Here is a 19510-nt window from a genome sequence, read left to right as displayed (position 1 = left end):
CCGTCTGATCGTTTAAAGCAGGCTTCGTTTCCGAAATTCACGCAAACAGCGATTGAGCCACGACGTTCGCCGGCCATCGCGACGGAGGGGCGCGGCGCCTGCAAGGAACGCTCTTGTGCGGGTTTCGTACTCTAGCCTATAAGTTGTAGGAGCGGCGGCCACACTTTCCTGGCGGAGCCAATTCTCGTGGTCCAACCAAGTCGAAGTCCATGACTTCGACGCCTTCCTGCAAGTTCATTCCGGCATGATCCACATCTCACGCGTAGACCTAACAGAGCGGGGCATCCTGCTGCCGCACGATCGTGTGGGGATGGTGATCGCCCAACCGCATCTGACACTGACGCAGCAGGAGCCGTACAGGACTCCCCCTGCCGGCAGACCCGAGCTCTTGGGCAATCTGACTGCGACACTGGCTGTCTCGCGGGCCGCGCCTCATCAAGCCGAGAAAACGCATTTCACGATCTTCCCGGAATACAGCATCCCCGGTCTGGAGGGGGTCGAGCTGATCGACGCCGCGCTCGCGGATGCGCAATGGCCCGCAGGAACGATCGTCATCGGCGGGGTGGATGCGCTCTCAAAGGCCGACTTCGCAAGTCTGGCCGGTCGCGTGGGTAGCCACTTCGATACCGAGCATAACGGGCTGGACAACATCGGCGCCGGCGAATGGATCAATTGCGCGATCATCTGGACGAAGGCCGAAAATGGAACGGTCGAACGCTGGCTGCAGCCAAAGCTTTGGCCAGCCTGGCAAGAGCAGACCATCTCCTATCAAAACATGTACCGGGGCAAATCGATCTTTTCCTTCAAGGGAACTTTGTCCAATGGCCAGAAGTACCGTTTTTCCTCGCTGATCTGTTTCGACTGGATCGCCACGATCGGCACCAAGCGGTCGTGGCGATGGGCCCTCGATGATCTCGGCGTGCAAGCTGGCGAAGGCGAGCTGGCGCTTTCATGGATGTTCGTCATCCAATGCAACACGTGGCCGTCGCACCCATCGTTTATGGGCGAGGTAGCGTCCTTCTTTGACGGAACGACTGTGCCGAACGTCCGGCGGGACCGCACATGCCTCGTGTTCGCCAACAGCGCAGGCAAGCCCGTCCCTGGGCGATCCGCGGTCTACGGCGGCACCAGCGTTGTCTTCTCACAACAAACGCTGTTTCAGGAAATGCCTTCACGGCCGACCGTCGCGAAGGGCGGTCAACGGTTCAGGGGTAATCCGCTGCTGAATCCCTTCCGCGATGCGTATTTCCGTGAGAAAGGCGCGTGCATTCATTCGTTCGTCCAGATCAATCCCGACTCCGTGATCGCTGGTGCGGCACACCGCACGTTCGCGGTCGATCGACCGTTCGTCTTCCCGCTGGCAGCTCCCCCCGATCCACGCACGCCATCCAACCTGGTCCCGGCCTGCGTCAAATGGGTCAACGATGAGCTCGACGATGTAACGAGCCTCAGCGATTTGCAGCCTGCGGGCGACCTCGGCGCCCGTGCCGACGCCGCTCATGCCACGTCGATTCAGGAGTTGCGCGCGCTCCCTGCATCCTCCTGCGACCGGGTGATCAAGTTGGCCACCGCGCGCGACGGTCAGGCAAGCGGACGCGCCGGGTCCGAAGACGACGCCGATGCGTGGGACACTGATGAACGCAGCGCTCTCGGCCACGTGGTGAATACGCTCGATCTGTTTGGCGTGTGCGGCGGGGTCACTGCAGACGATCAAAATGCTGGACATGCCACGGTGTCGCTCGGCGGGAAGACCCTTGATCTCCTCGCCGTACGGGGCAAGACACATGACCATTGCCACAAATACGCGCAAATCCAATTCACGCCGAATACCCGCCGTCAGGCAATCCTGGTCACACGCGATCGTGAGAACCTGCCGCGCCGGCGCCGATCTGGCAGCATCCTTCAAACCAGCGAGCCAAAGCTTGGTGACGAGCGCAAGATCACCGATCCCGAGAGCGCGATCATCCACGTCGATTATCAAGGGTTGATCGCCGCCTTCATCAATGCGACTACCGTCGAGGAACTCTCACAAAAAGTTGCTGCCCATGTCGGCGCTTAGCGAAGGTCACGCGGAAGCGGTGAAGGCGTGCCTCGGTCAGGTGCCGGGGGGCACCCTCTCGGTATTGGAGGCAGGAGATGGTCTCCCCGTCACCATCCTGCTAACCAATCGGGTCGTCGCCGCCTTTGCCTTTGCAGGTTCCGATCCGCACGCAACATTCGAGGAAACCTACGAGGCATTCAAGGCCGAGGCCGAGCGATCGAAGGACTGGGATCAATTCGATCTGTCCTACGTGCTCTGCATATCGCCAGACGCTGACAAGCTTGACCAGCTCGCTTCGCGCATCGAAACCGACGTCTATTTTTGCCGCAAATTCGTGGTGCCGCTCACCGAGCACGTCGGGAACGCACTCGCGCGGCTGCCCTTCCTGCCATTGAGGCAACTTGACGGGCCGGCCCTTCGTCCGGCCTCGGCTCAAACATTCCTTCAGCAATCGGACGTACCGGCATCGCTGGCACGGCATATCGTGGTTCAGCACGAACGAAGTGCCGAACGCATCGTCGAAGCGTGTCTTGCTAACGAGTATGGAAGCCCGAAAGCACCGAAACGCGTGGCCACGCTATCTGTGGTCACCGGCGAGCAGCCTGGCGCGCCTGTCTTGCTGGAATCGGTCACGATCGAGAACTTCCGGGCGTACCGCGCTCCGATGACGTTCGAGATCGGCAGCGAGATCACGGTGCTCTATGGACCCAACGGATTCGGCAAGACTTCATTCTTCGATGCCATCGACTTCGGTGTCACCGGTTCGATTGGACGCTTAAAGGTTACCGGCAACGATCACTTCCGCGAGGTCGCGAAGCATCTCGACAGCGAAGCAGAAGACGCCCGGGTCTCCCTGACATATCGATCCAACGGAACATCGCACACGATCGACAGGACTGTCGCTGATGCGACGCACGCAACCTTGGACGGATCGGCGGCCGACCGTAAGTCGATCCTCAAGCAGTTGACGAAGAGCGGAGACGCCGTCGCCGAACGGATCGACAATCTTATCAGCTTGTTCCGTGCCTCCCACCTGTTCAGTCAGGACAATCAGGCGCTGACGCAGAGTTTCAAGGATCATTGCACGCTGCCGCGCGAGATCGTCTCGCGCATGCTGGCGTTCGAGGATTATGAGAACGCGTTGAAAAAGTCCGCCAACATCGTGACGATACTCGAGAACAGCCTCGATGCGCTTTCTTCCGAGATAGCGGACACCACGGCATCCTTGAAGACGGACAAGTCCGAGCTCGATGGCCTTCGTCGTACCATCAAGGATAAATCGAACATCGGTGCCCTCAATGCCGAGCTGCGCAATTTGCGCGCCGCGTTGAAGGAAATCGGCGTCGACGCCGGTTCCGGCGCAATCGATGCCGCCACAGCGCGTGGCTGGCGAGCAGCGCTGGAAGCCCGCATCGCTGAAAGCGAGGGCAGGATCACCCTTCTTTCCGAGCTTGGAAAAGAAGTCGTCCGGCTGCCCCCTCTCATCCAGGAAGGGAAGGACCTGCGCGCGCAGCTCGAAGCGGGCGATGCTCGCAGGATGACTGCCGAGCAAGCGAAAGTGTCCGTTCAGCAGCAACTGGACGTTGTCCGCAAGCGCGTTACAGAGATCGCCGCCCAGATCCGGCAGGCTCAATCGGCGCTCGACAATCTCAAATGGGTACGCGATCAGCGCCCAGGCTACGCGACCGCGCTCAACTCGCTCAATATCCAAACCGAGCGTCTCAATCGGGCGACCGAGGCGATCGCCGCAGATCGCAACCGGTCCGCAACCGCCTCGGCCGACCTGCAGCAAAAATCCAATCAGCTCGCGATGTCCGTTGAACGGCAGGCTGCGGCGAGGAAGCGTTCCGCCGATCTGGAAGCGCTTCGTGCGGCCTTGGGTCCGTGGAAGGCAAGCACCGACCGTCTCGCCGAAATCAGGCAGCAGGAAACGACCCTGAACCAGACCTTGCTGGAGTTGCGGGCGGAAGAGCCAACGCTGCAAGCGCAACTGGATGCGAGTACCCCACAGCAGACAGCCCTCGAGCGGGTGATCGCCGATGCCGATCGCAGCCAGTCCGAGCTGCGACAATTACTTTCCCAGCTGCAAAAGCATATCACGGACGGCAACTGTCCGCTGTGCGGCGTCGATCACGGAAATCAGGACGAGCTCGTCCGTCATATCCAGGGGCAGATGACACTCGACAGCGCGGGGACGGCACGCACCGAACTCGCTGGGCTGCGGCAGCGTATCCAGGAAATCACCCGCCAGCTCTCCGGAAATCGTGAGGCGCAAAAGTCCATTCAAACGCAATTGAGCCAACTCGCAAACGATCGCATCGTCCGTGATCGCGAGATTAATGTCTGGACGAACACGGCAAATGGTCTCGGTCTGAATGCATCTGCCGGTTTGACTGAATTGAGCCGGCAGACTGCGATCAATTCCACCGAAGCACGCCAGGAGATAGAAGGCAGCAATGCTGCCGTGAAGGCGGCTGCGGATGCTGCCGATGCGGCAAAGGCCGCCCTCGATGCGCTCACCAAGTCGATCGCCCAGCAAGAGTCGGCGAGGACCGCGGTCAATACGGAACTGGAGCGAATTCGCAAGGGGCTCACGACATTACGTAGCGACCCGCGCTTGAGTGGCGTGACGTTGGATTCGAACGATGGTGAGTTGAATAATGCGGAGCACGATCGCTTGGGGCTACTCGATGAGCTTCGCCAATCTCACGATGCCGCAACACAGGAACAGACAAGGCTGCAGGGACTGCTCGATGCGGAGTCACGTATTCTCGGGGAGCTCGCAGGCCAACTCCCGATCCTCCGCAGGAGCGCAAACGAGAACGAACAAGCACGCAAGGCCATCATCGCGCGGCTTGCCGACGCCGGTTTACCGGAAGATTCCGACGAGCAGGAATTGCTCGGAAAACTGGGGGAAGAAACCCAGGCGCTTGCCCGCCTGCGCGCCCTGCACCAGCGTGTTGCAAGTGCCGAGATCGGCCTCGATGCCGCGACAACCGCCGCCGCGCTCGCCCGGCTTGAATCGACCATCGCGACGAAAGAAAAGCTCATCGCCGAGAAGAAGGCGTCGCGTGCCGCGTGCAAGCCCTGGCGGGATTACTTCGCTGCGATCGAGAAGATTCTGTCTGACGAACAGGCTGCGGCCATCGCCAACTTCACGCGCCAATACGGCCCGCGGACATCGGTCATTCAGCGCCGGCTTCGATCGGTCTACGGCTTCGACGACGTCGAGATCGTCAATCGCAGGTCCGATATCTCGGTCACAGTCAAGCGGCATGGCGTCGAGCTGCGGCCCGTCGACTATTTCAGCGAATCCCAGAAGCAAACGCTGCAACTCGGTCTCTTCCTGACGGCCTGCAGCGGACAAAACTGGTCGTCGCTGGCGCCGGTCTTTCTTGATGATCCCGTCACGCATTTCGACGATCTCAATATCTATGCGCTGTTGGATCTCATCATGGGTCTGCTGAAGTCAGACTTCGGCACCCGGCAATTCATCATCTCGACCTGCGACGAGAAGTTCTTCCAGCTCGCGCGCCAGAAATTCAACTATTTGCAAGACAGCGTTCGCTTTTACCGCTTCCGTGCCATCGGAGAAGATGGTCCGCTCATTGACCGGGTCGGTTCCTGAATCACTCGGCATGCGACAGGCGGCGCGCACATTCCTCGATCTGAGTGATGTGTCACATCACCAGTTTCGCATCAGAAACGCCCAGACCAATACACACAAATCGCGAGATAGTTCTCGCACGCCTTCAAGGGTATCACGCACGTTCATCTGTTCGACATGTTGGTGTCAAGGAGCACCAGAAGTGAGCGTACCACTACGAGTCGCCGACGTCCGATCGTTGTCGTGGCGATACGGCGAGCTCCTATCAACTCGTAAAGCTTCGTCCGTCCCAAGCCGGTCACTTCGCATGCATCGTCGATCGTGCAGGTGAGCCGCTGGGCGAATGGCATCGTGCTCGGTTCTGCGGCTTTCGGATCAGATGGGGTGACTTGTGACTGTTGTCCGCCAATTTTCTCTCGTCGATTGTATCTCACGTGTCCCTCCGATTTGCGCAAAGCTCGACGGAAGGGTTGATTGTGCGATGAGCAACGTCAATGCGAGCATCCGAGGGCGCTCGCGTACGACAGCGCACGTCAGCGGCGGTTTGAATATTCCCGGACACAAAAAGGGCGACGAGGAAATTTTTCGCGAATGCGCCAGCCACAGCGAGGCATTGCGCCGAGGCCAGTCTGCCAAATGTCGGCAGGCAAATTCCCCAAGCGTTCGCCGCTGTTCACCAGCGTCTTATTCAACCAATATTCAACGAACGTGGCCGATGGCGACCTAAGTGCCTGAGTTTGCTGGCGCTCCCTAGGGGAATCGAACCCCTGTTTCAGCCTTGAGAGGGCCGCGTCCTAACCGCTAGACGAAGGGAGCGTGAGGGCTAGCCAATAACCTCGAAATTTGTCCGCCGCAAGGACCCGAGCGAGCCTTTTACGGCTCATTGGCAAATTTCAGCTTCCCGACCGGCTTCAGGGTGTGGGCGTCGAAGGTGCGGATCTCGATGACGCCGCCCACGTCCAGCGTGACCACGAGGCGGTCGCCGGCGACCCCGGTCGAGACGATCCTGGCGCCCTTGGGCAGGGCGGCGGTGACGTCGCCGACCATTTCGGACGCCCTTCCCTCCGACTTGAAAAGGCGGTAGCCCACCGCGATCAGGACGGCGCAGATTGCCAGCGCCGTGGTCAACCCCGCGATCAGCATCATCCGCCGCACCCGCGCGAACAGCGCGGCCTGCTCGGGGCTCGGTTCGGGAACAGCGGTATCAGACGTCGTCATGGATAGCTCAGGCTCTGCGCAAAGGTTGGAAGTTGTCGTCGCCGGCGACGAGGGCTCGGCCCGGCTCGACCGCGTGCTGGCGGCGCACCTCACCGACCTGTCGCGATCGAGGCTGAAAGCCCTGATTTTGGCGGGCGCGGTGAGCCTCAGGGACGCCCCGATCCGGGACCCCGCTTATCACGTCACATCCGGCGATACGATCACAATCGACGTGCCGGAGGCGGCCCCGCCGGAGCCCAAGGGCGAGGATATCGCGCTGGATATCGTGTTTGAGGACGACGACATCGTGGTCCTCAACAAGCCGAAGGGCCTCGTCGTCCACCCCGCGGCCGGCCACGAGACCGGCACGCTGGTGAATGCGCTGATCGCCCATTGCGGCGGCTCGCTCTCCGGCATCGGCGGGGTACGCAGGCCCGGCATCGTGCACCGGCTCGATAAGGACACGACCGGGCTGATGGTGGTCGCCAAGAACGACCTCGCCCATGCCTCGCTCACCGCGCAATTCGCCGACCACGGCCGGACGGGCGCGATGCGCCGCGGCTACATGGCCTTCGCCTGGGGACTGCCGGGACGCCATCGCGGCACCGTCGATGCGCCGATCGACCGCCACCCATACGCGCGCGAGAAGATGGCGGTGCGCCAGGGCGGCCGCGATGCGGTGACGCATTGGGAGCTTCTGGAGAGTTTTGCAGGGCGTGACGGCAAGCCGATCGCCTCCCTGCTCGCCTGCGAGCTCGAGACCGGACGCACCCACCAGATCCGCGTCCACCTCGCCCATATCGGCCATCCCCTGATGGGCGACGCAGTCTACGGACCGCATTTCAAGACCAAGGCGAACCACCTCGGCCCCGAGTCGCAGGCGACTCTCGCCATGCTTGGGCGGCAGGCCCTGCATGCCTATTTGCTGGTATTGGAACACCCGAGGACCGGAGAATTACTCCACTGGGAAGCGCCCCTGCCGAAGGATTTGCTTCTCCTTCAGGGCGCCCTGAAAGCGGCGCTATGACGCAGGCCGCCTTGGAAAATCGTTACATTACAAAAAGTTATAGCTGCCACACGGGGACGTGACGTCAGCAATCCTTCCCTTTTTGACACCCCATGGGGTATATTGCGCTTGCGTTGGAAATGACCAACGGAACATCGCAGCTACGGCCGGCTTTAACACAGCGGTCGTCTGCCTGGCCCGCCGCTATCGGGGGCCTGAACCTTGGAGGGCTTCATCATGGCCCGTACCGCTGCTTTGCCGGTCCTCAATGGAGAATCCGGCCTTTCTCGCTACCTCGCCGAGATCCGTAAGTTCCCGATGCTGGAACCCCAGCAGGAATACATGCTCGCCAAGCGTTGGCGTGAGCATGACGATCGCGACGCGGCACACCAACTCGTCACCAGCCATCTCCGCCTCGTGGCCAAGATCGCCATGGGCTATCGCGGCTACGGCCTGCCGATCTCCGAGGTCGTCTCGGAAGGCAATGTCGGCCTCATGCAGGCGGTGAAGCGTTTCGAACCCGAAAAGGGGTTCCGTCTCGCCACCTACGCGATGTGGTGGATCAAGGCGTCGATTCAAGAGTACATCCTGCGTTCCTGGTCGCTCGTGAAGATGGGCACCACCGCGAACCAGAAGAAGCTGTTCTTCAACCTGCGCAAGGCCAAGAGCAAGATCAACGCGCTGGACGAGGGCGATCTCCGCCCCGACCAGGTGAAGATCATTGCCAAGCGCCTCGGCGTCACCGATCAGGACGTGATCGACATGAACCGCCGCCTCGGTGGCGACGCGTCGCTCAACGCTCCGATCCGCGATGACGGCGAAGCCGGCGAGTGGCAGGACTGGCTGGTCGACAACACGCCCAACCAGGAAGCCATGCTGGCCGAGCACGAGGAGTATGACGAACGCCGTGACGCGCTGAACGGCGCGATGGGCGTGCTCAACCCGCGCGAACGCCGCATCTTCGAGGCTCGCCGCCTCGCCGATGAGCCGATGACGTTGGAAGACCTTGCCGCCGAGTTCGGCGTGTCGCGCGAGCGCGTGCGCCAGATCGAAGTCCGCGCCTTTGAAAAGGTGCAGGCCGCGGTCAAGGGCACGATTGCACGGGCGGAACAGGCCGCGCTGGAAGCCGCGCATTAAGCGGGCTTTTTTCGCGATAGATATTGGCGGATCGACAAGAAGCAGAAAGCCGGCGGCAACGCCGGCTTTTTTGTTCATGGCAATGCGCTGTTCGAGAGGGGCGCCATGCGCCATGCTTCGTCCAAGTGATGCGACGTGCGGCCCCTACACTCGGTGTCATGCCCCGGCTTGACCGGGGGCATCCAGTACGCCGCAGCGCCAATCGCGAGAGCGAATCTCCAACGAAGGCCTCTGGAATACTGGATCGCCCGGTTAAACCGGGCGATGACAGCTGTGGCTGGGGTCGGCAGAGAAGCCTGTGAGACCGCCATCACGGTCTCCTCCCCCTGGCCGACGTAGAAGCGGGCTTGCCTTGAACCCGCGCGTCCGGTCGACCGACCCAGAATGATCGGGCCGGCGGCCTCAACCGAACGGACACCAACCGTGTCGATCATCCTGCAATCCACCGTCGGCGGCTTCTCCGCCCAGTTCATGCGCAAGCTGCCGCTGGTCGAGCAGGCGATGCGCGAGCACGGGCTCGATCCCGCGGAGTTCGTCATCTCCAAGGACTATGCCTCGACCGCGACGATCCCGCTCATGGGCCCGTTCTTCTATAATTACAGCGTGTTCTTCGGCGACGAGAAATTCACCGTCACCGAGCCGAACGACATGGTGTTCCTGGACTACTTCTTCAAACGCGTGCTGGCGTCGGACGGCCCGCCGAAATTGCCACGGCGGCCGGGATTGATGCGACGTCTGTTCGGATGGATGGCGCAGCCGGTTTAGCTGCTCGTCACTCCCCCCATGTCCGCGCCAGCGTCGCGAGCCAGCAGCCTTCGCAATAGCGGGCGTCCTTGTAGTCGATCCAGTTGTGCGCATAGACGTGGTCGAGCGGAATGCCGTAGCGCGCGCGCAGCACCTTCACGAGGACCTTCCAGGCCGCGACCTGCGCCTCGGTCGGGCCCGCGGTGACATCCGGATAGTTGCCCGCGAACTCGACGCCGATCGAGTTGTCACGCACCACCTGGCGATAGGTCGATCTGTTGTCGATGTACTTGTTGTCGTTGCGGTTGGCGCCGTCGCCATGGGTCGGCACCAGGTTCTCGGCGACCGCCCAATAGACCGTGCCGTCGGTCTCGACCCACACCGTGACGCCGCGGCGCGTCGGGTTCTTCGACTGCTCCGCCGCGCCGCCGCGCGCCGAGCCTGTCGGCCCCTCGGTCTGGTGCACGATGATGTTGCGCCAGGGATGGGCGTCGCGGACGTCGCCCCATGGCGCGAGCCAGACCATTTTCAAGCCGGGAATGTCGGGCGTGCCGGAGCCGCGCGCGATCTTTACGAGTTCGGCATCAGTTGCGGCGGCGGGAGCGATCAGGAGAGCGGCGAAAATAGCCGCGAGCAGGCGAAACATCATCGTGCGGGTCCAATGCGGACCCGAGCCTAGCACAACCCTAGGCGAATTTGCGCGTGGCCTCGCCGAGCCCAGGCTGCTCAGGCGAGAGCGGCGGGGCCGGATCGTAGACGGCAAAGTCGTTCTTGCCGTTCTTCTTGGCGTCATAGAGGGCGTGGTCGGCATGGGCGATGAGTCGGTCCGGAAACCGGCCGACGCCGCGGTCCCATTCGGCAACGCCGATCGAGATCGCGATCGGGATGTCCCTGGTTGTGCAGCCCGCGGCGTCCTGGCGGCAGACGTCGAGCACGCGGCGGGCGATCGCGGCAGCCTCGCGCAGGGACGAGGACGGCAGCACGACGCAGAACTCGTCGCCGCCAGTGCGGGCCAGCATGTCGCCCGGCCGCAGCCGCGTCTGCGCCATCAGGGTGAAGTGCTGGAGACAGGCATCGCCCGCGGCATGACCATGGGTGTCGTTGATGGCCTTGAAGCCGTCGAGATCGATCACCAGCAGCGAGAACGGCTCGCCGCTGCGCTCGGACCGGGCGCATTCCTCGGACAGGCGCTGCAACAAATGCCGCCGGTTGGCGACGCCGGTGAGATCGTCGAGCAGCGCGAGGTCGGCGACCTCGTTGCGCAGGCGATCCATCGCCATCAGCAGGAAGCCGAAATTGAGCGTCATCGACAGGAACAGGAGGCCCAGCACCATGACGCCATGAGCCTGACCGCCGGCGCGTGCCGAGAAATCGTGGCCGAGCAGATTGCCCAGCGTGCGAACCGCAAAGATCCCGATGATGATGAGGATGACGATGCCGGACAGCCGCGCACCCGGGCTGACGCGGCCTTCCGGCGGCGCCAGGAGCAGACGCAGCGCCAGCACCAGCGGCAAGGCCTGGCCGAGCGTGTAGCTGAGCATGCGCAGCTGCATGTGCTCGAAGCCGACCATGAAGAACACGACGCCGGCGAGGCTTAGCATCCCCGTTGCGGTCATGACGCGCCATGAGACCGGCCGGTCATAGAAACGCTGAATGCCCATAGCGGCGAGGCAGCTCGCCGCGATGACACCGGCAGCGCCGACAAGAAGCGGCAGGGGAGAGGCGACGAACAGGCGGATCAGGGCCGTCATCGCGCCTGTGGCGCCGATGAACGACGATGCCATCCAGAACCGCGCGGCCGCAAATTTCGGATAGGAGCGCGTCACGTAGGCCCAGATCAGGCCAAGCGCCAGGAAGTTGACGATGAAGACCGTCCAGAGTGTCGGTACGTTCAGCATGGCGCGTGCGGCACGCGCAGCGTCGCACCCCCCGTCTCTGGCAGCCGCTCGTCCATGACCCTTTCCCCGCGTTCCTGCGGAAAAGAATGCGCGGATTGCACTTAACGGAACCTCACTGCGATCTGCGAAAGCTCGCCCTTGGTTTTGGATTCATGAACAGAGCGCCGCGATTATCGGATCGTTAGGCATGTCGCGGCCTCGCCGCGCGGCCACGCCGATGCGGATTCGTGGGCAAAAATCACCCAAAAATGCATCTGAGCTGTGGATAACGTAATGACACAGATGTGACAGCACGGGGCAGCCGCCCGCGAATCTGCTGAGTTTGTGATCGAGGATGTTGCGAGGCTGGCCCTCCGCCGAGCATCCCTCGTGTCGCGTTTAACCATGAACCCTTGAGAGGATACTATGGCTAAGAAAGCGAAGAAGGCGAAGAAGGCGACGAAGAAAAAGGCCAAGAAGGCCGCGAAGAAGAAGTAGCCAGCATGTTCTTTGCCCGGGTGGAGCCTCGCTCCGCCCGGGCGTCGGGTAAGGTTGAATAGTTTGAAGATGGCGGGCGCAAGGCCCGCTTTTTTATTGCTCCACGCTCAGCTGCAGCGCCTCCCCGCAAGCGGGGAGAGATGAAGGCGAAGCCTACCGCTCCGCAAACGCCAGCCTGGCGCCAAGCGCGGCAAAGCCGGCGGCGAAGCTGCGGCGCAGCCAGGCCATGACGCGCGGGCGGGAGATGACGCGCTCGCGCACCGACGCCGCACAGAGGCCGTAGAGCACGAACACCGCAAAGGTCATCGCCATGAAGGCGCCGCTCAATTCCAGCATCCGCGCCAGCACATGGGCTTCGTCCACCGCGATGAACTGCGGCAGGAAGGCCAGGAAGAAGATCGACAGTTTCGGATTGAGGATATTGATCAGGAAGCCGGTGACGATGACGCGGCGGCTCGACCGCTCCTTGATCTCGCCATCGACCGCCAGCGCTCCGGTCTCACGCAGCGCCTGCCAGGACATGTAGAGCAGATAGGCCACGCCGCCCCATTTCAGCGCGGCAAAGGCGAGCGCGCTGGTGTGCAGCACCGCGGCAAGCCCGAGCATCGCAGCCATCATGTGCGGCACGATCCCGAGCGTGCAGCCGAAGGCGGCAGCGATGCTCGCGCGCGAGCCGCGGGTCAGCGCCGCAGCCAGGGTGTAAAGCACGCCGGTGCCGGGCGAGGCGACGACGATGAGCGAGGTGAGCAGGAAGGACAAGGTCATGGGCAGACCCTATCACCGTGCCTCGCGGCAAGAAAGCGAGCTCCCGGATCGTCAGGACAGCTGCGCGAGCTCGGCCTCGCGGAGCACGTCGAGCGGCGCCCATGGCTTGGCCCAGAATTTCGCGCCGTCGGGCAACGGCTGCGCCAAGGGGCGGCCGGAGGTGACGACGATATCGAGCTTTGGATTGCGGTCCTTGGCGACGTGCGCAAGCTCGACCCCGTTCATGCGCCCCGCAAGCTGGACGTCCGTCAGCATCAGACAGAGCGTGCCGGCGCCCTGGTCGAGCACCCGCTGGGCAGCCTCGGCACTGTCGCACTGGATGACCTGGTAGCCGCTCTCCTCCAGCAGAAGACTGAGCATCTCCCGCTGCATGACGTCGTCTTCGACGATCAGCGCCGTTGCGCGAAATGGTTCTGCCTGTCCCATGGGCCGCTCCGATGCTTGCTTGTGTGACCTATATTAAGGAGCCAATTCGTCCCTGGTTCAGTTCCGTCATGGAAAAATGTAAAACATGGTTCCACATGACGGGCTTGATAGGGGGACATCATGACTGCAATTCGCGGCGCGGCCGCCATCACGGGAGCGGCCAGCGGCATCGGCCGCGCGCTGGCGATCGAGCTCGGCAACCGCGGCTGCGATCTCGCGCTCGCCGATCGCGACGAGGCCGGATTGAAGACGCTCGCCGCCGAGATCGGTACCGCACGCAAGGTCAGCGTGCATCGCGTCGACGTCAGCGAGCCAGGCGACATCGCAGAGTTTGCGCGTGACGCGATCGCGGCGCATCCCGCGCTCGGCATCGTCATCAACAATGCCGGCGTCGCGTTGATGGGATCGTTCGAGGAGATCGACCAGGCGCAGATGGAGTGGCTGTTCGACATCAATTTCTGGGGCGTGGTGCACGGTACGCGCGCCTTCCTGCCGTATCTGAACACGCTGGCAGAGGCGCACATCGTCAACGTCTCCTCGATCTTCGGCATCATCGCGCCGCCCGGACAGTCGGCCTATGCCGCCGCCAAGTTCGCGGTGCGCGGCTTTTCAGAGAGCGTGCGGCACGAGCTTGCGGTGGCGGGCAGCCCCGTAAGATTGTCGGTGGTGCATCCCGGCGGCGTCGCCACCGCCATCGCGCGCAATTCGCGCACCGGGGTCGGCGTCACCGACAATGCGCGCCGCGCGCAATCGATCGAGCGGTTCGAGAACGCGGCAAAGACCACGCCGAACGACGCCGCGCTGCGCATCATCAAGGGCATCGAGAAGAACCAGCCCCGCATCCTGATCGGCAACGACGCCCGCTTCATGGACATCTTGCAGCGCTTCCGCCCGGGCACCTATTGGGCGCCGTTGCAGCGCAAGCTGGAGAAGATGACGAAAGGGACGGCGAAGTAGGCGTGACACGACGCATCGCCGCTGCGTGCTCCGCTGTCGCCACACCGCTGTCATGCCCCCGGCTTGACCGGGGATCCAGTACGCCGCGGCTTCTCGGTTCTAGCCGCGCCGCCTCTGGAATACTGGATCGCCCGCCCCAGTGCGCAAGTGCGCACAAGGCGGGCGATGACACCGAGTATGCGGTCACTGCCCCGCCAGCCGGTCCGCAAAATAGCCGATCGTCTTGCGGTAGATCACCGCCCTGTTCCACTCCCGCATCGCCTCGAAATTGGCAGTGCCCTCGCCGTAGGGCTGGCCCATCTTGAAGCCGCTGGTGTGAAGCAGGTTCGCTGTCGAAGCGAGCACGTCGGGCACGCTGTGGCGCAGATCGACGTGGCCGTCGCCGTCGAAATCGACGCCGTATTTGATGTAGGACGACGGCAGGAACTGGGTCTGGCCGATCTCGCCGGCATAGGCGCCGATCAGGTCGCGCAGCGGCAGGTCGCCGCGCTGCACGATCTTGAGCGCGGCGAGCAGCTCGCCCTGGAACAGCTCGGTGCGGCGGCAATCATGCGCGAGCGTGGCGAGCGTCCGGATCACCGGCAGCTTGCCGATGTCGCCCTTGCCGAAATCGCTTTCCAGCCCCCAGATCGCGACCAGGATGTAGCGGGGCACGCCGAACTGCTGCTCGATGCGCGAGAGCAGCGCCGCGTGGCGCTGCAACAGTGCCCTGCCGCCATTGATGCGGCCGGGGCCGACGCGGGTCGAGACATACTGCTCGAAGCTCTTGTTGAAGGTGTAGCGCTGGCGCCGGTCGAAGGCTAGCACGGCGCCGTCCTGGGCGATGCCGCTGAAGGCCGCGCTGGTCACGCTCGCCGAGACGCCGGCTCCTTGCGCCTCAGAGCTCATGCTGGCGACGAAGCTGTTGAAGTCGCCGCCGCAGCGCGCGGCATAAGACGGAGTGGCCAACAGCAAGGCGCCGATCAACGCCGCCAACCGACACCTGAGCATGCTCGATTCTCTCCCGCTTCGTGTTTACCGACTATGCCACGACGGAAATATTGCCGTCAAAAACGGCGGCGGCCCCAGCGGTTGCCGACGGCGCCCTGATTCTCGACATGGAGCTTACTCACGCAAGAGATGCATGATAATGTCATCTCTATTTATGCATGATGCAACGTTCTCTGGTTTCAAGAGGCAGGTTCGATGCAACCGTTCATACTCTCGGCCGTGCTTTCCTTCATCGTCTATGAAGTCCTGGTCTACGTCGACATTCCGCCGCGGAGAGGCTGGTTTCGCATCGGCAGCGTCAATGTGAATTTCGATGAGGGGGCGGCGAAATGGGCTCAGCGCCTGATCGGCGTCCTGCTCTCGCTGGCGATCGTCTTTGGCGTCCTGTTTCTGCACGAGGTGATCTCTCCGCTCGGCCAGATCACGCGCGACAAGACGAACATCGTACTCGGCTTCCTTTTCGGCCCCCTGTTCGCGATCTGGCTCAACGCCGTCTTCAGCCATCCGCCGGGCAAGCCTCTCACGCGCGGCCTGGTGCTGGGAGGGATCGGGCTGATCCTGTTCTGCCTGATCGGCTCGGCCGGCAACCAGACGAGCCGGCTGATCGATCAGCTCACGCGCAAGATCAGCGGCTTCAAGGGATTTGGCGTCGAACTCTCGTTGTCCGAGCCGTCGCGCAAACGTGATTCCAGTCAGGGCGCTCTTCCCCTTTCGGGCAGCACGAGCAGCTCGAACTTCGAATCCAACAGCGGATCTGCGGGCATCGGCTATGCCAGCCAGCTCGGGGAAATCATTAGACGCGACAAGTCATACATTACGGACCTGTTCGGCGACACCAACTCGGAGCTTCTCGGGCACCTCAAACGTGCGGAAGACCTGGCCAACTTCAGCGTGGATCCCCCGATGCAATGCCTATCGAGTTGGCTGGGGACGACCGGGGACGCGCTCTACGTGAATGCCAGCCTGGAGCTCTTCGTTACCGCTTTCCGTCAAATCTCCACGATCACGCAAAGCGAAGACCAACGCAAATATGTTAGCCGCATGTTCATTCGGCATTTCGCACGCATCGCTTCAGACATTGAATCGTTTGGCCCTCCCACAGATGTGGAAAAGGACTGTGTACCGCTGCTGAAAATGATCTGCCCAGAGGCCATCAACACCGATAATTCCCTGAAAAAGGCCGATTTGATGGAATGCCTGCGTCGCGCCAGACGCGAGCATGGACCGCCAAGCAAAGCGCAAATCGAGGCGATAGATAACCTCTCGATCAAGCTGTCAGATTTCATATCCGACAACGCACTCGAAACCCGGCCCTACTTTGCAATCGCGCATGCGAGTTTTCTGGTGCAGCTCGGGCAATACGCTGCGGCAGCCTCCGTATTCGACGAATGGCTGACAAAGCAGGACGAACGCCTGAAGAAGCTGACGTCCACCCCAAGCAAGGCCGAACAGTGGTTTCAGATCCGCGTGCGATCGATGCTCGCAGCGTATTTCGAGGAATGGCTGTTGAAACTAGGCAGCGCCGCGCCGACAGCCTACCGAAACGAGCATCTACGGAACATGGACATCCTGCGCGGATCTCTGCGCGACATCCTCAGCACGGCGCCTTCCGTGTTGAACGAAACCAGTAGCGGGATAAAGCTGCCGGGTCCCTGCAAGTCCTCGGACAAAAACCTGTCGCTGCTGCGACGGCTGCTGGGTAGCTATGTCACAACCGAACTGACGCACATCCAGAACCGGCTGCATCACCCGGAGTACCGGTCGTATCTGGAAACGACGGATACGGATATCGAGCGATTGACACATCTCGACCTGTCGTGTCTGCCAACTGCGCCGCAGCAGCCCGCGCTGGTCTATGCGCAAATCCTCGATGCCTACGCGTTGAACGCCGTGCAATACGTGACAGCAAAGAAGGACGCGCTCAGCAGCCAGGAAAAGGATACGCGCATGAGGGCCGCAACCAAAGCCCTGACTTACGGGATTGAGATCACCGCAAAGCCGGCGCAAGATGACCTAAGCACGCGGAAAGGTCCATTCCTGGGGCGCGTTTCACCGAGCGACTGGGTCTCTGCCTGGGAATCTCTCAAGCAAACTCGCACGCGGCTGGAAACCCTATCGAACGAGGATTGATCGTCAGCCTAGGGCGGGCTGATGCCGGCCTGCGCCATCGCGCAGCCGAGCAGGATGAAGCTTAGGGCTATGCAGAAGGTCTTCAAATATTTCGACATCGCTGGCTCCTTGGAACCGGCTCTTGGAATAACACTCAGCATTTATAGCACAGCGAGGTGAATGCAAGCTGAACAAAATTATGCAGGATAATCATACGTTTATGCGGAAGTAGCCTTTCCGCTCGGCGCGCCGGCAACCTGGCTAAACGGGCGCGCGACTAACAGTGGCGCCCTCCTTCCCCAGCAAACAGAGATGCCGATGCCCTCGCGAACCGTCTTCGGACTCCCCGTTCTCGCCATCCTGATTTCAACCGCCACCGCCGTCTCCGCACAGACCCGTGATGTCGCAGGCAGCCGCGACTATCCCGGCATTGGCCGTTTCACCGGCAGCGTCATCACCGGCTACGTGATGAAGGATTTTGACGCCGCCCGGATGCAGGCCGCCGCCTTCAGGGACGGCCAGCCGGCCGATGCGCGGCGGCTCGAGGGCCGCATTGTCCGCATCGCCTATCGCACCAATCCGGGCCCCTCGATCCTGGAAGTGTCGCGCAATTTCGAGACGCAGCTTGCGAAAGCCGGCTTCGAGACCTTGCTCACCTGCGACACCGACGCCTGCGGTGCGATTCCCTTCACCGAGGCGATCGACACGCTGCCGGTGCCGCAGATGTGGGTCGACGGCTTCAACTATCGCTATTTTTCCGGCCGCAAGACCGAAGGCGGGCGCGAGACTTTTGCCAGCGTCCTCGTCAGCCAGAACAACCAGGACATCTACACACAAGTCACCGTAGCCGAATTAGGCGCAATCGCGAACAAGATGGTCGATGCTACCGCGATGGCGAAGGGCCTTGGCGAGACCGGCCACATCGCGCTCTACGGCATCTATTTCGACACCGACAAGGCGGTGCTGAAGCCGGAGAGCCGCCCGACGCTGGAGCAGATAGCAAAGCTGCTGACGAGTCAGCCGCAGCTCAACGTCTTCATCGTCGGCCACACCGACGGCCAGGGCGCATACGAATACAATCTCGATCTCTCGAAGCGCCGCGCCGAAGCGGTCGCAGCCGAGCTCGTGAAGAACTTTCGGATCGCGCAGACGCGGCTGCGCACCGCCGGCGTCGGCTTGCTGGCACCGGTCGGATCCAACGCCACCGACGCCGGCCGCGCGCTCAACCGGCGCGTGGAGCTGGTGGCGCCGTGACGGCCTCACTCATCTTTCCCATTTGCGCTCTGGGCATCCATCGAATGGCGATGTTGGCGGAGAAGCGGCTCGCCGTACCGGAACTCGGCACGCGCACGCGGTGAGGTGTGCCGCCGGAACATGGAACTTGTTCGCACAACGGAACACAACCTACGCGGGCAAACGGGAGGACGTGCAGGCGAATGCGCTTTCCTACATAGCGCGCACCTCTCGTTGCGTTGCGACAGCGGGAAATATGAACAAAGTGATTTAGCCATCCAAACAATTGCTTTGATGCGCATCGAAACCAGACATCGCGACCGGCGCATATCTGACGCGCTCGATGCGACATCACAGCGTCAACGATTTGCCTTGCCACGCTATGGCGCAAGTTATAGTCTTCTATTCTAGGTTGTCGCCCCGCCAGCCCCGGGCGACGCTGAAGACCAAAAATAAACGGCGGGCTTTGCGGCCCGCCGTTTATTGAGCGAAGGGTCACAGCAGGCGCCTGGCGCCGCTCCTCGACGAGTATCGCAATCAAGACAGCCCCACTGCTGGTTAGCGCCCTGGCTTAATGCTGGTGTCGACAAACCGCCGAAGTCATTTGACTGCGGGCCCCTGATCGACGACAAGCCGCCATGGCCAAGAAACCTGGAACCAATCCCAAAGGCGAATTCGCCTTCTTCAACGTCTTCTATGAAGACGATTCCCAACGCTCCAACCGCCGCGTGCCCTCGGAACTGCTCGGCGGCCTCGACGGCGACGAACCCGCGCGCGGCTTCATCATGGAGCAGGACCGCGAGATCGCCGAAAAGTCCGGCCGCCCGGCGCTCGAGATCAAGCGGATCGAGCGGGTCGGGGTGAAGAAGAAATAGGCGCTGGGCGCGAGGCGCGAAGCGTCAGCACAAACAATAACGGCGGGC

At 62.1% G+C, this 19510-nt stretch carries 16 protein-coding genes and 1 tRNA gene; 9 read left to right on the top strand and 8 right to left on the bottom strand.

Annotated elements, in window-relative coordinates:
• Positions 1-244 precede the first annotated feature (244 nt).
• Entirely contained in the window at positions 245-2059 is a 1815-nt protein-coding gene (locus BJ6T_RS09610) for a hypothetical protein (protein WP_014492127.1), read from the top strand.
• Entirely contained in the window at positions 2046-5669 is a 3624-nt protein-coding gene (locus BJ6T_RS09605; protein WP_014492126.1) for an AAA family ATPase, read from the top strand. The genes BJ6T_RS09610 and BJ6T_RS09605 overlap by 14 nt, the downstream gene beginning before the upstream one ends.
• A 143-nt stretch (positions 5670-5812) precedes the next feature.
• Here the strand turns inward: BJ6T_RS09605 and BJ6T_RS49570 are convergent, their stop codons facing one another.
• From BJ6T_RS49570 to BJ6T_RS09595, 3 genes are all read right to left on the bottom strand, one after another.
• Positions 5813-5998, bottom strand: coding sequence for a helix-turn-helix domain-containing protein (locus BJ6T_RS49570; RefSeq protein WP_141378892.1), 186 nt, complete (start codon positions 5996-5998; stop codon positions 5813-5815).
• A 391-nt stretch (positions 5999-6389) separates the two neighbouring features.
• Positions 6390-6464, bottom strand: a tRNA-Glu gene (locus tag BJ6T_RS09600).
• Positions 6465-6521: 57 nt separating this feature from the next.
• Positions 6522-6866 carry a hypothetical protein gene (locus BJ6T_RS09595; RefSeq protein WP_014492125.1) on the bottom strand — a complete coding sequence of 115 codons (345 nt, stop codon included), beginning with the start codon at positions 6864-6866 and terminating at the stop codon, positions 6522-6524.
• On the opposite strand from BJ6T_RS09595, the gene BJ6T_RS09590 reads away from it, so the two are divergent.
• The 3 genes from BJ6T_RS09590 (at position 6865) to BJ6T_RS09580 (ending at position 9753) form a co-directional block, all read left to right on the top strand.
• Complete coding sequence (locus BJ6T_RS09590) at positions 6865-7872, top strand: RluA family pseudouridine synthase (protein WP_014492124.1); 1008 nt, start codon at positions 6865-6867, stop codon at positions 7870-7872. The genes BJ6T_RS09595 and BJ6T_RS09590 overlap by 2 nt on opposite strands.
• 216 nt (positions 7873-8088) lie before the next feature.
• Positions 8089-8988, top strand: coding sequence for an RNA polymerase sigma factor RpoH (gene rpoH, locus BJ6T_RS09585; RefSeq protein WP_014492123.1), 900 nt, complete (start codon positions 8089-8091; stop codon positions 8986-8988).
• 423 nt (positions 8989-9411) lie between these two features.
• Positions 9412-9753, top strand: a complete 342-nt coding sequence (locus BJ6T_RS09580; protein WP_014492121.1) for a hypothetical protein — start codon at positions 9412-9414, stop codon at positions 9751-9753.
• Between the two features lie 7 nt (positions 9754-9760).
• Here the strand turns inward: BJ6T_RS09580 and BJ6T_RS09575 are convergent, their stop codons facing one another.
• The 4 genes from BJ6T_RS09575 to BJ6T_RS09560 all read right to left on the bottom strand — a co-directional run bounded on the left by BJ6T_RS09575 (position 9761) and on the right by BJ6T_RS09560 (position 13298).
• Positions 9761-10381 carry a peptidoglycan recognition protein family protein gene (locus BJ6T_RS09575; RefSeq protein ID WP_014492120.1) on the bottom strand — a complete coding sequence of 207 codons (621 nt, stop codon included), beginning with the start codon at positions 10379-10381 and terminating at the stop codon, positions 9761-9763.
• A 37-nt stretch (positions 10382-10418) separates the two neighbouring features.
• Positions 10419-11630, bottom strand: a complete 1212-nt coding sequence (locus BJ6T_RS09570) for a GGDEF domain-containing protein (RefSeq protein WP_014492119.1) — start codon at positions 11628-11630, stop codon at positions 10419-10421.
• A gap of 630 nt (positions 11631-12260) precedes the next feature.
• The gene (locus BJ6T_RS09565) at positions 12261-12872 is read right to left on the bottom strand and encodes a LysE family translocator (protein WP_014492118.1); all 612 of its coding nucleotides are present in this window, start codon (positions 12870-12872) and stop codon (positions 12261-12263) included.
• A gap of 51 nt (positions 12873-12923) precedes the next feature.
• Positions 12924-13298, bottom strand: coding sequence for a response regulator (locus tag BJ6T_RS09560; RefSeq protein ID WP_014492117.1), 375 nt, complete (start codon positions 13296-13298; stop codon positions 12924-12926).
• 120 nt (positions 13299-13418) lie between these two features.
• Between BJ6T_RS09560 and BJ6T_RS09555 the strand changes: the two genes are divergently transcribed.
• Positions 13419-14255, top strand: a complete 837-nt coding sequence (locus BJ6T_RS09555) for an SDR family NAD(P)-dependent oxidoreductase (RefSeq protein WP_014492116.1) — start codon at positions 13419-13421, stop codon at positions 14253-14255.
• Positions 14256-14438: 183 nt separating this feature from the next.
• On the opposite strand, the gene BJ6T_RS09550 is transcribed toward BJ6T_RS09555, so the two are convergent.
• The gene (locus BJ6T_RS09550; protein WP_014492115.1) at positions 14439-15245 is read right to left on the bottom strand and encodes a lytic murein transglycosylase; all 807 of its coding nucleotides are present in this window, start codon (positions 15243-15245) and stop codon (positions 14439-14441) included.
• A gap of 195 nt (positions 15246-15440) precedes the next feature.
• On the opposite strand from BJ6T_RS09550, the gene BJ6T_RS09545 reads away from it, so the two are divergent.
• The 3 genes from BJ6T_RS09545 to BJ6T_RS09535 all read left to right on the top strand — a co-directional run bounded on the left by BJ6T_RS09545 (position 15441) and on the right by BJ6T_RS09535 (position 19462).
• Positions 15441-17375 carry an MFS transporter gene (locus BJ6T_RS09545; RefSeq protein ID WP_014492114.1) on the top strand — a complete coding sequence of 645 codons (1935 nt, stop codon included), beginning with the start codon at positions 15441-15443 and terminating at the stop codon, positions 17373-17375.
• A 291-nt stretch (positions 17376-17666) separates the two neighbouring features.
• On the top strand, positions 17667-18608 hold the full coding sequence (locus BJ6T_RS09540) for an OmpA family protein (protein WP_014492113.1): 942 nt from the start codon (positions 17667-17669) through the stop codon (positions 18606-18608).
• Between the two features lie 617 nt (positions 18609-19225).
• Complete coding sequence (locus BJ6T_RS09535; protein WP_014492112.1) at positions 19226-19462, top strand: hypothetical protein; 237 nt, start codon at positions 19226-19228, stop codon at positions 19460-19462.
• Positions 19463-19510 lie beyond the last annotated feature (48 nt).

The organism is Bradyrhizobium japonicum USDA 6 (assembly GCF_000284375.1).
In the GTDB taxonomy this organism is placed as follows: domain Bacteria; phylum Pseudomonadota; class Alphaproteobacteria; order Rhizobiales; family Xanthobacteraceae; genus Bradyrhizobium; species Bradyrhizobium japonicum.
The sequence above is the reverse complement of the archived record's forward strand: the minus strand, read 5'-3'. Positions and strand labels throughout refer to the sequence as shown.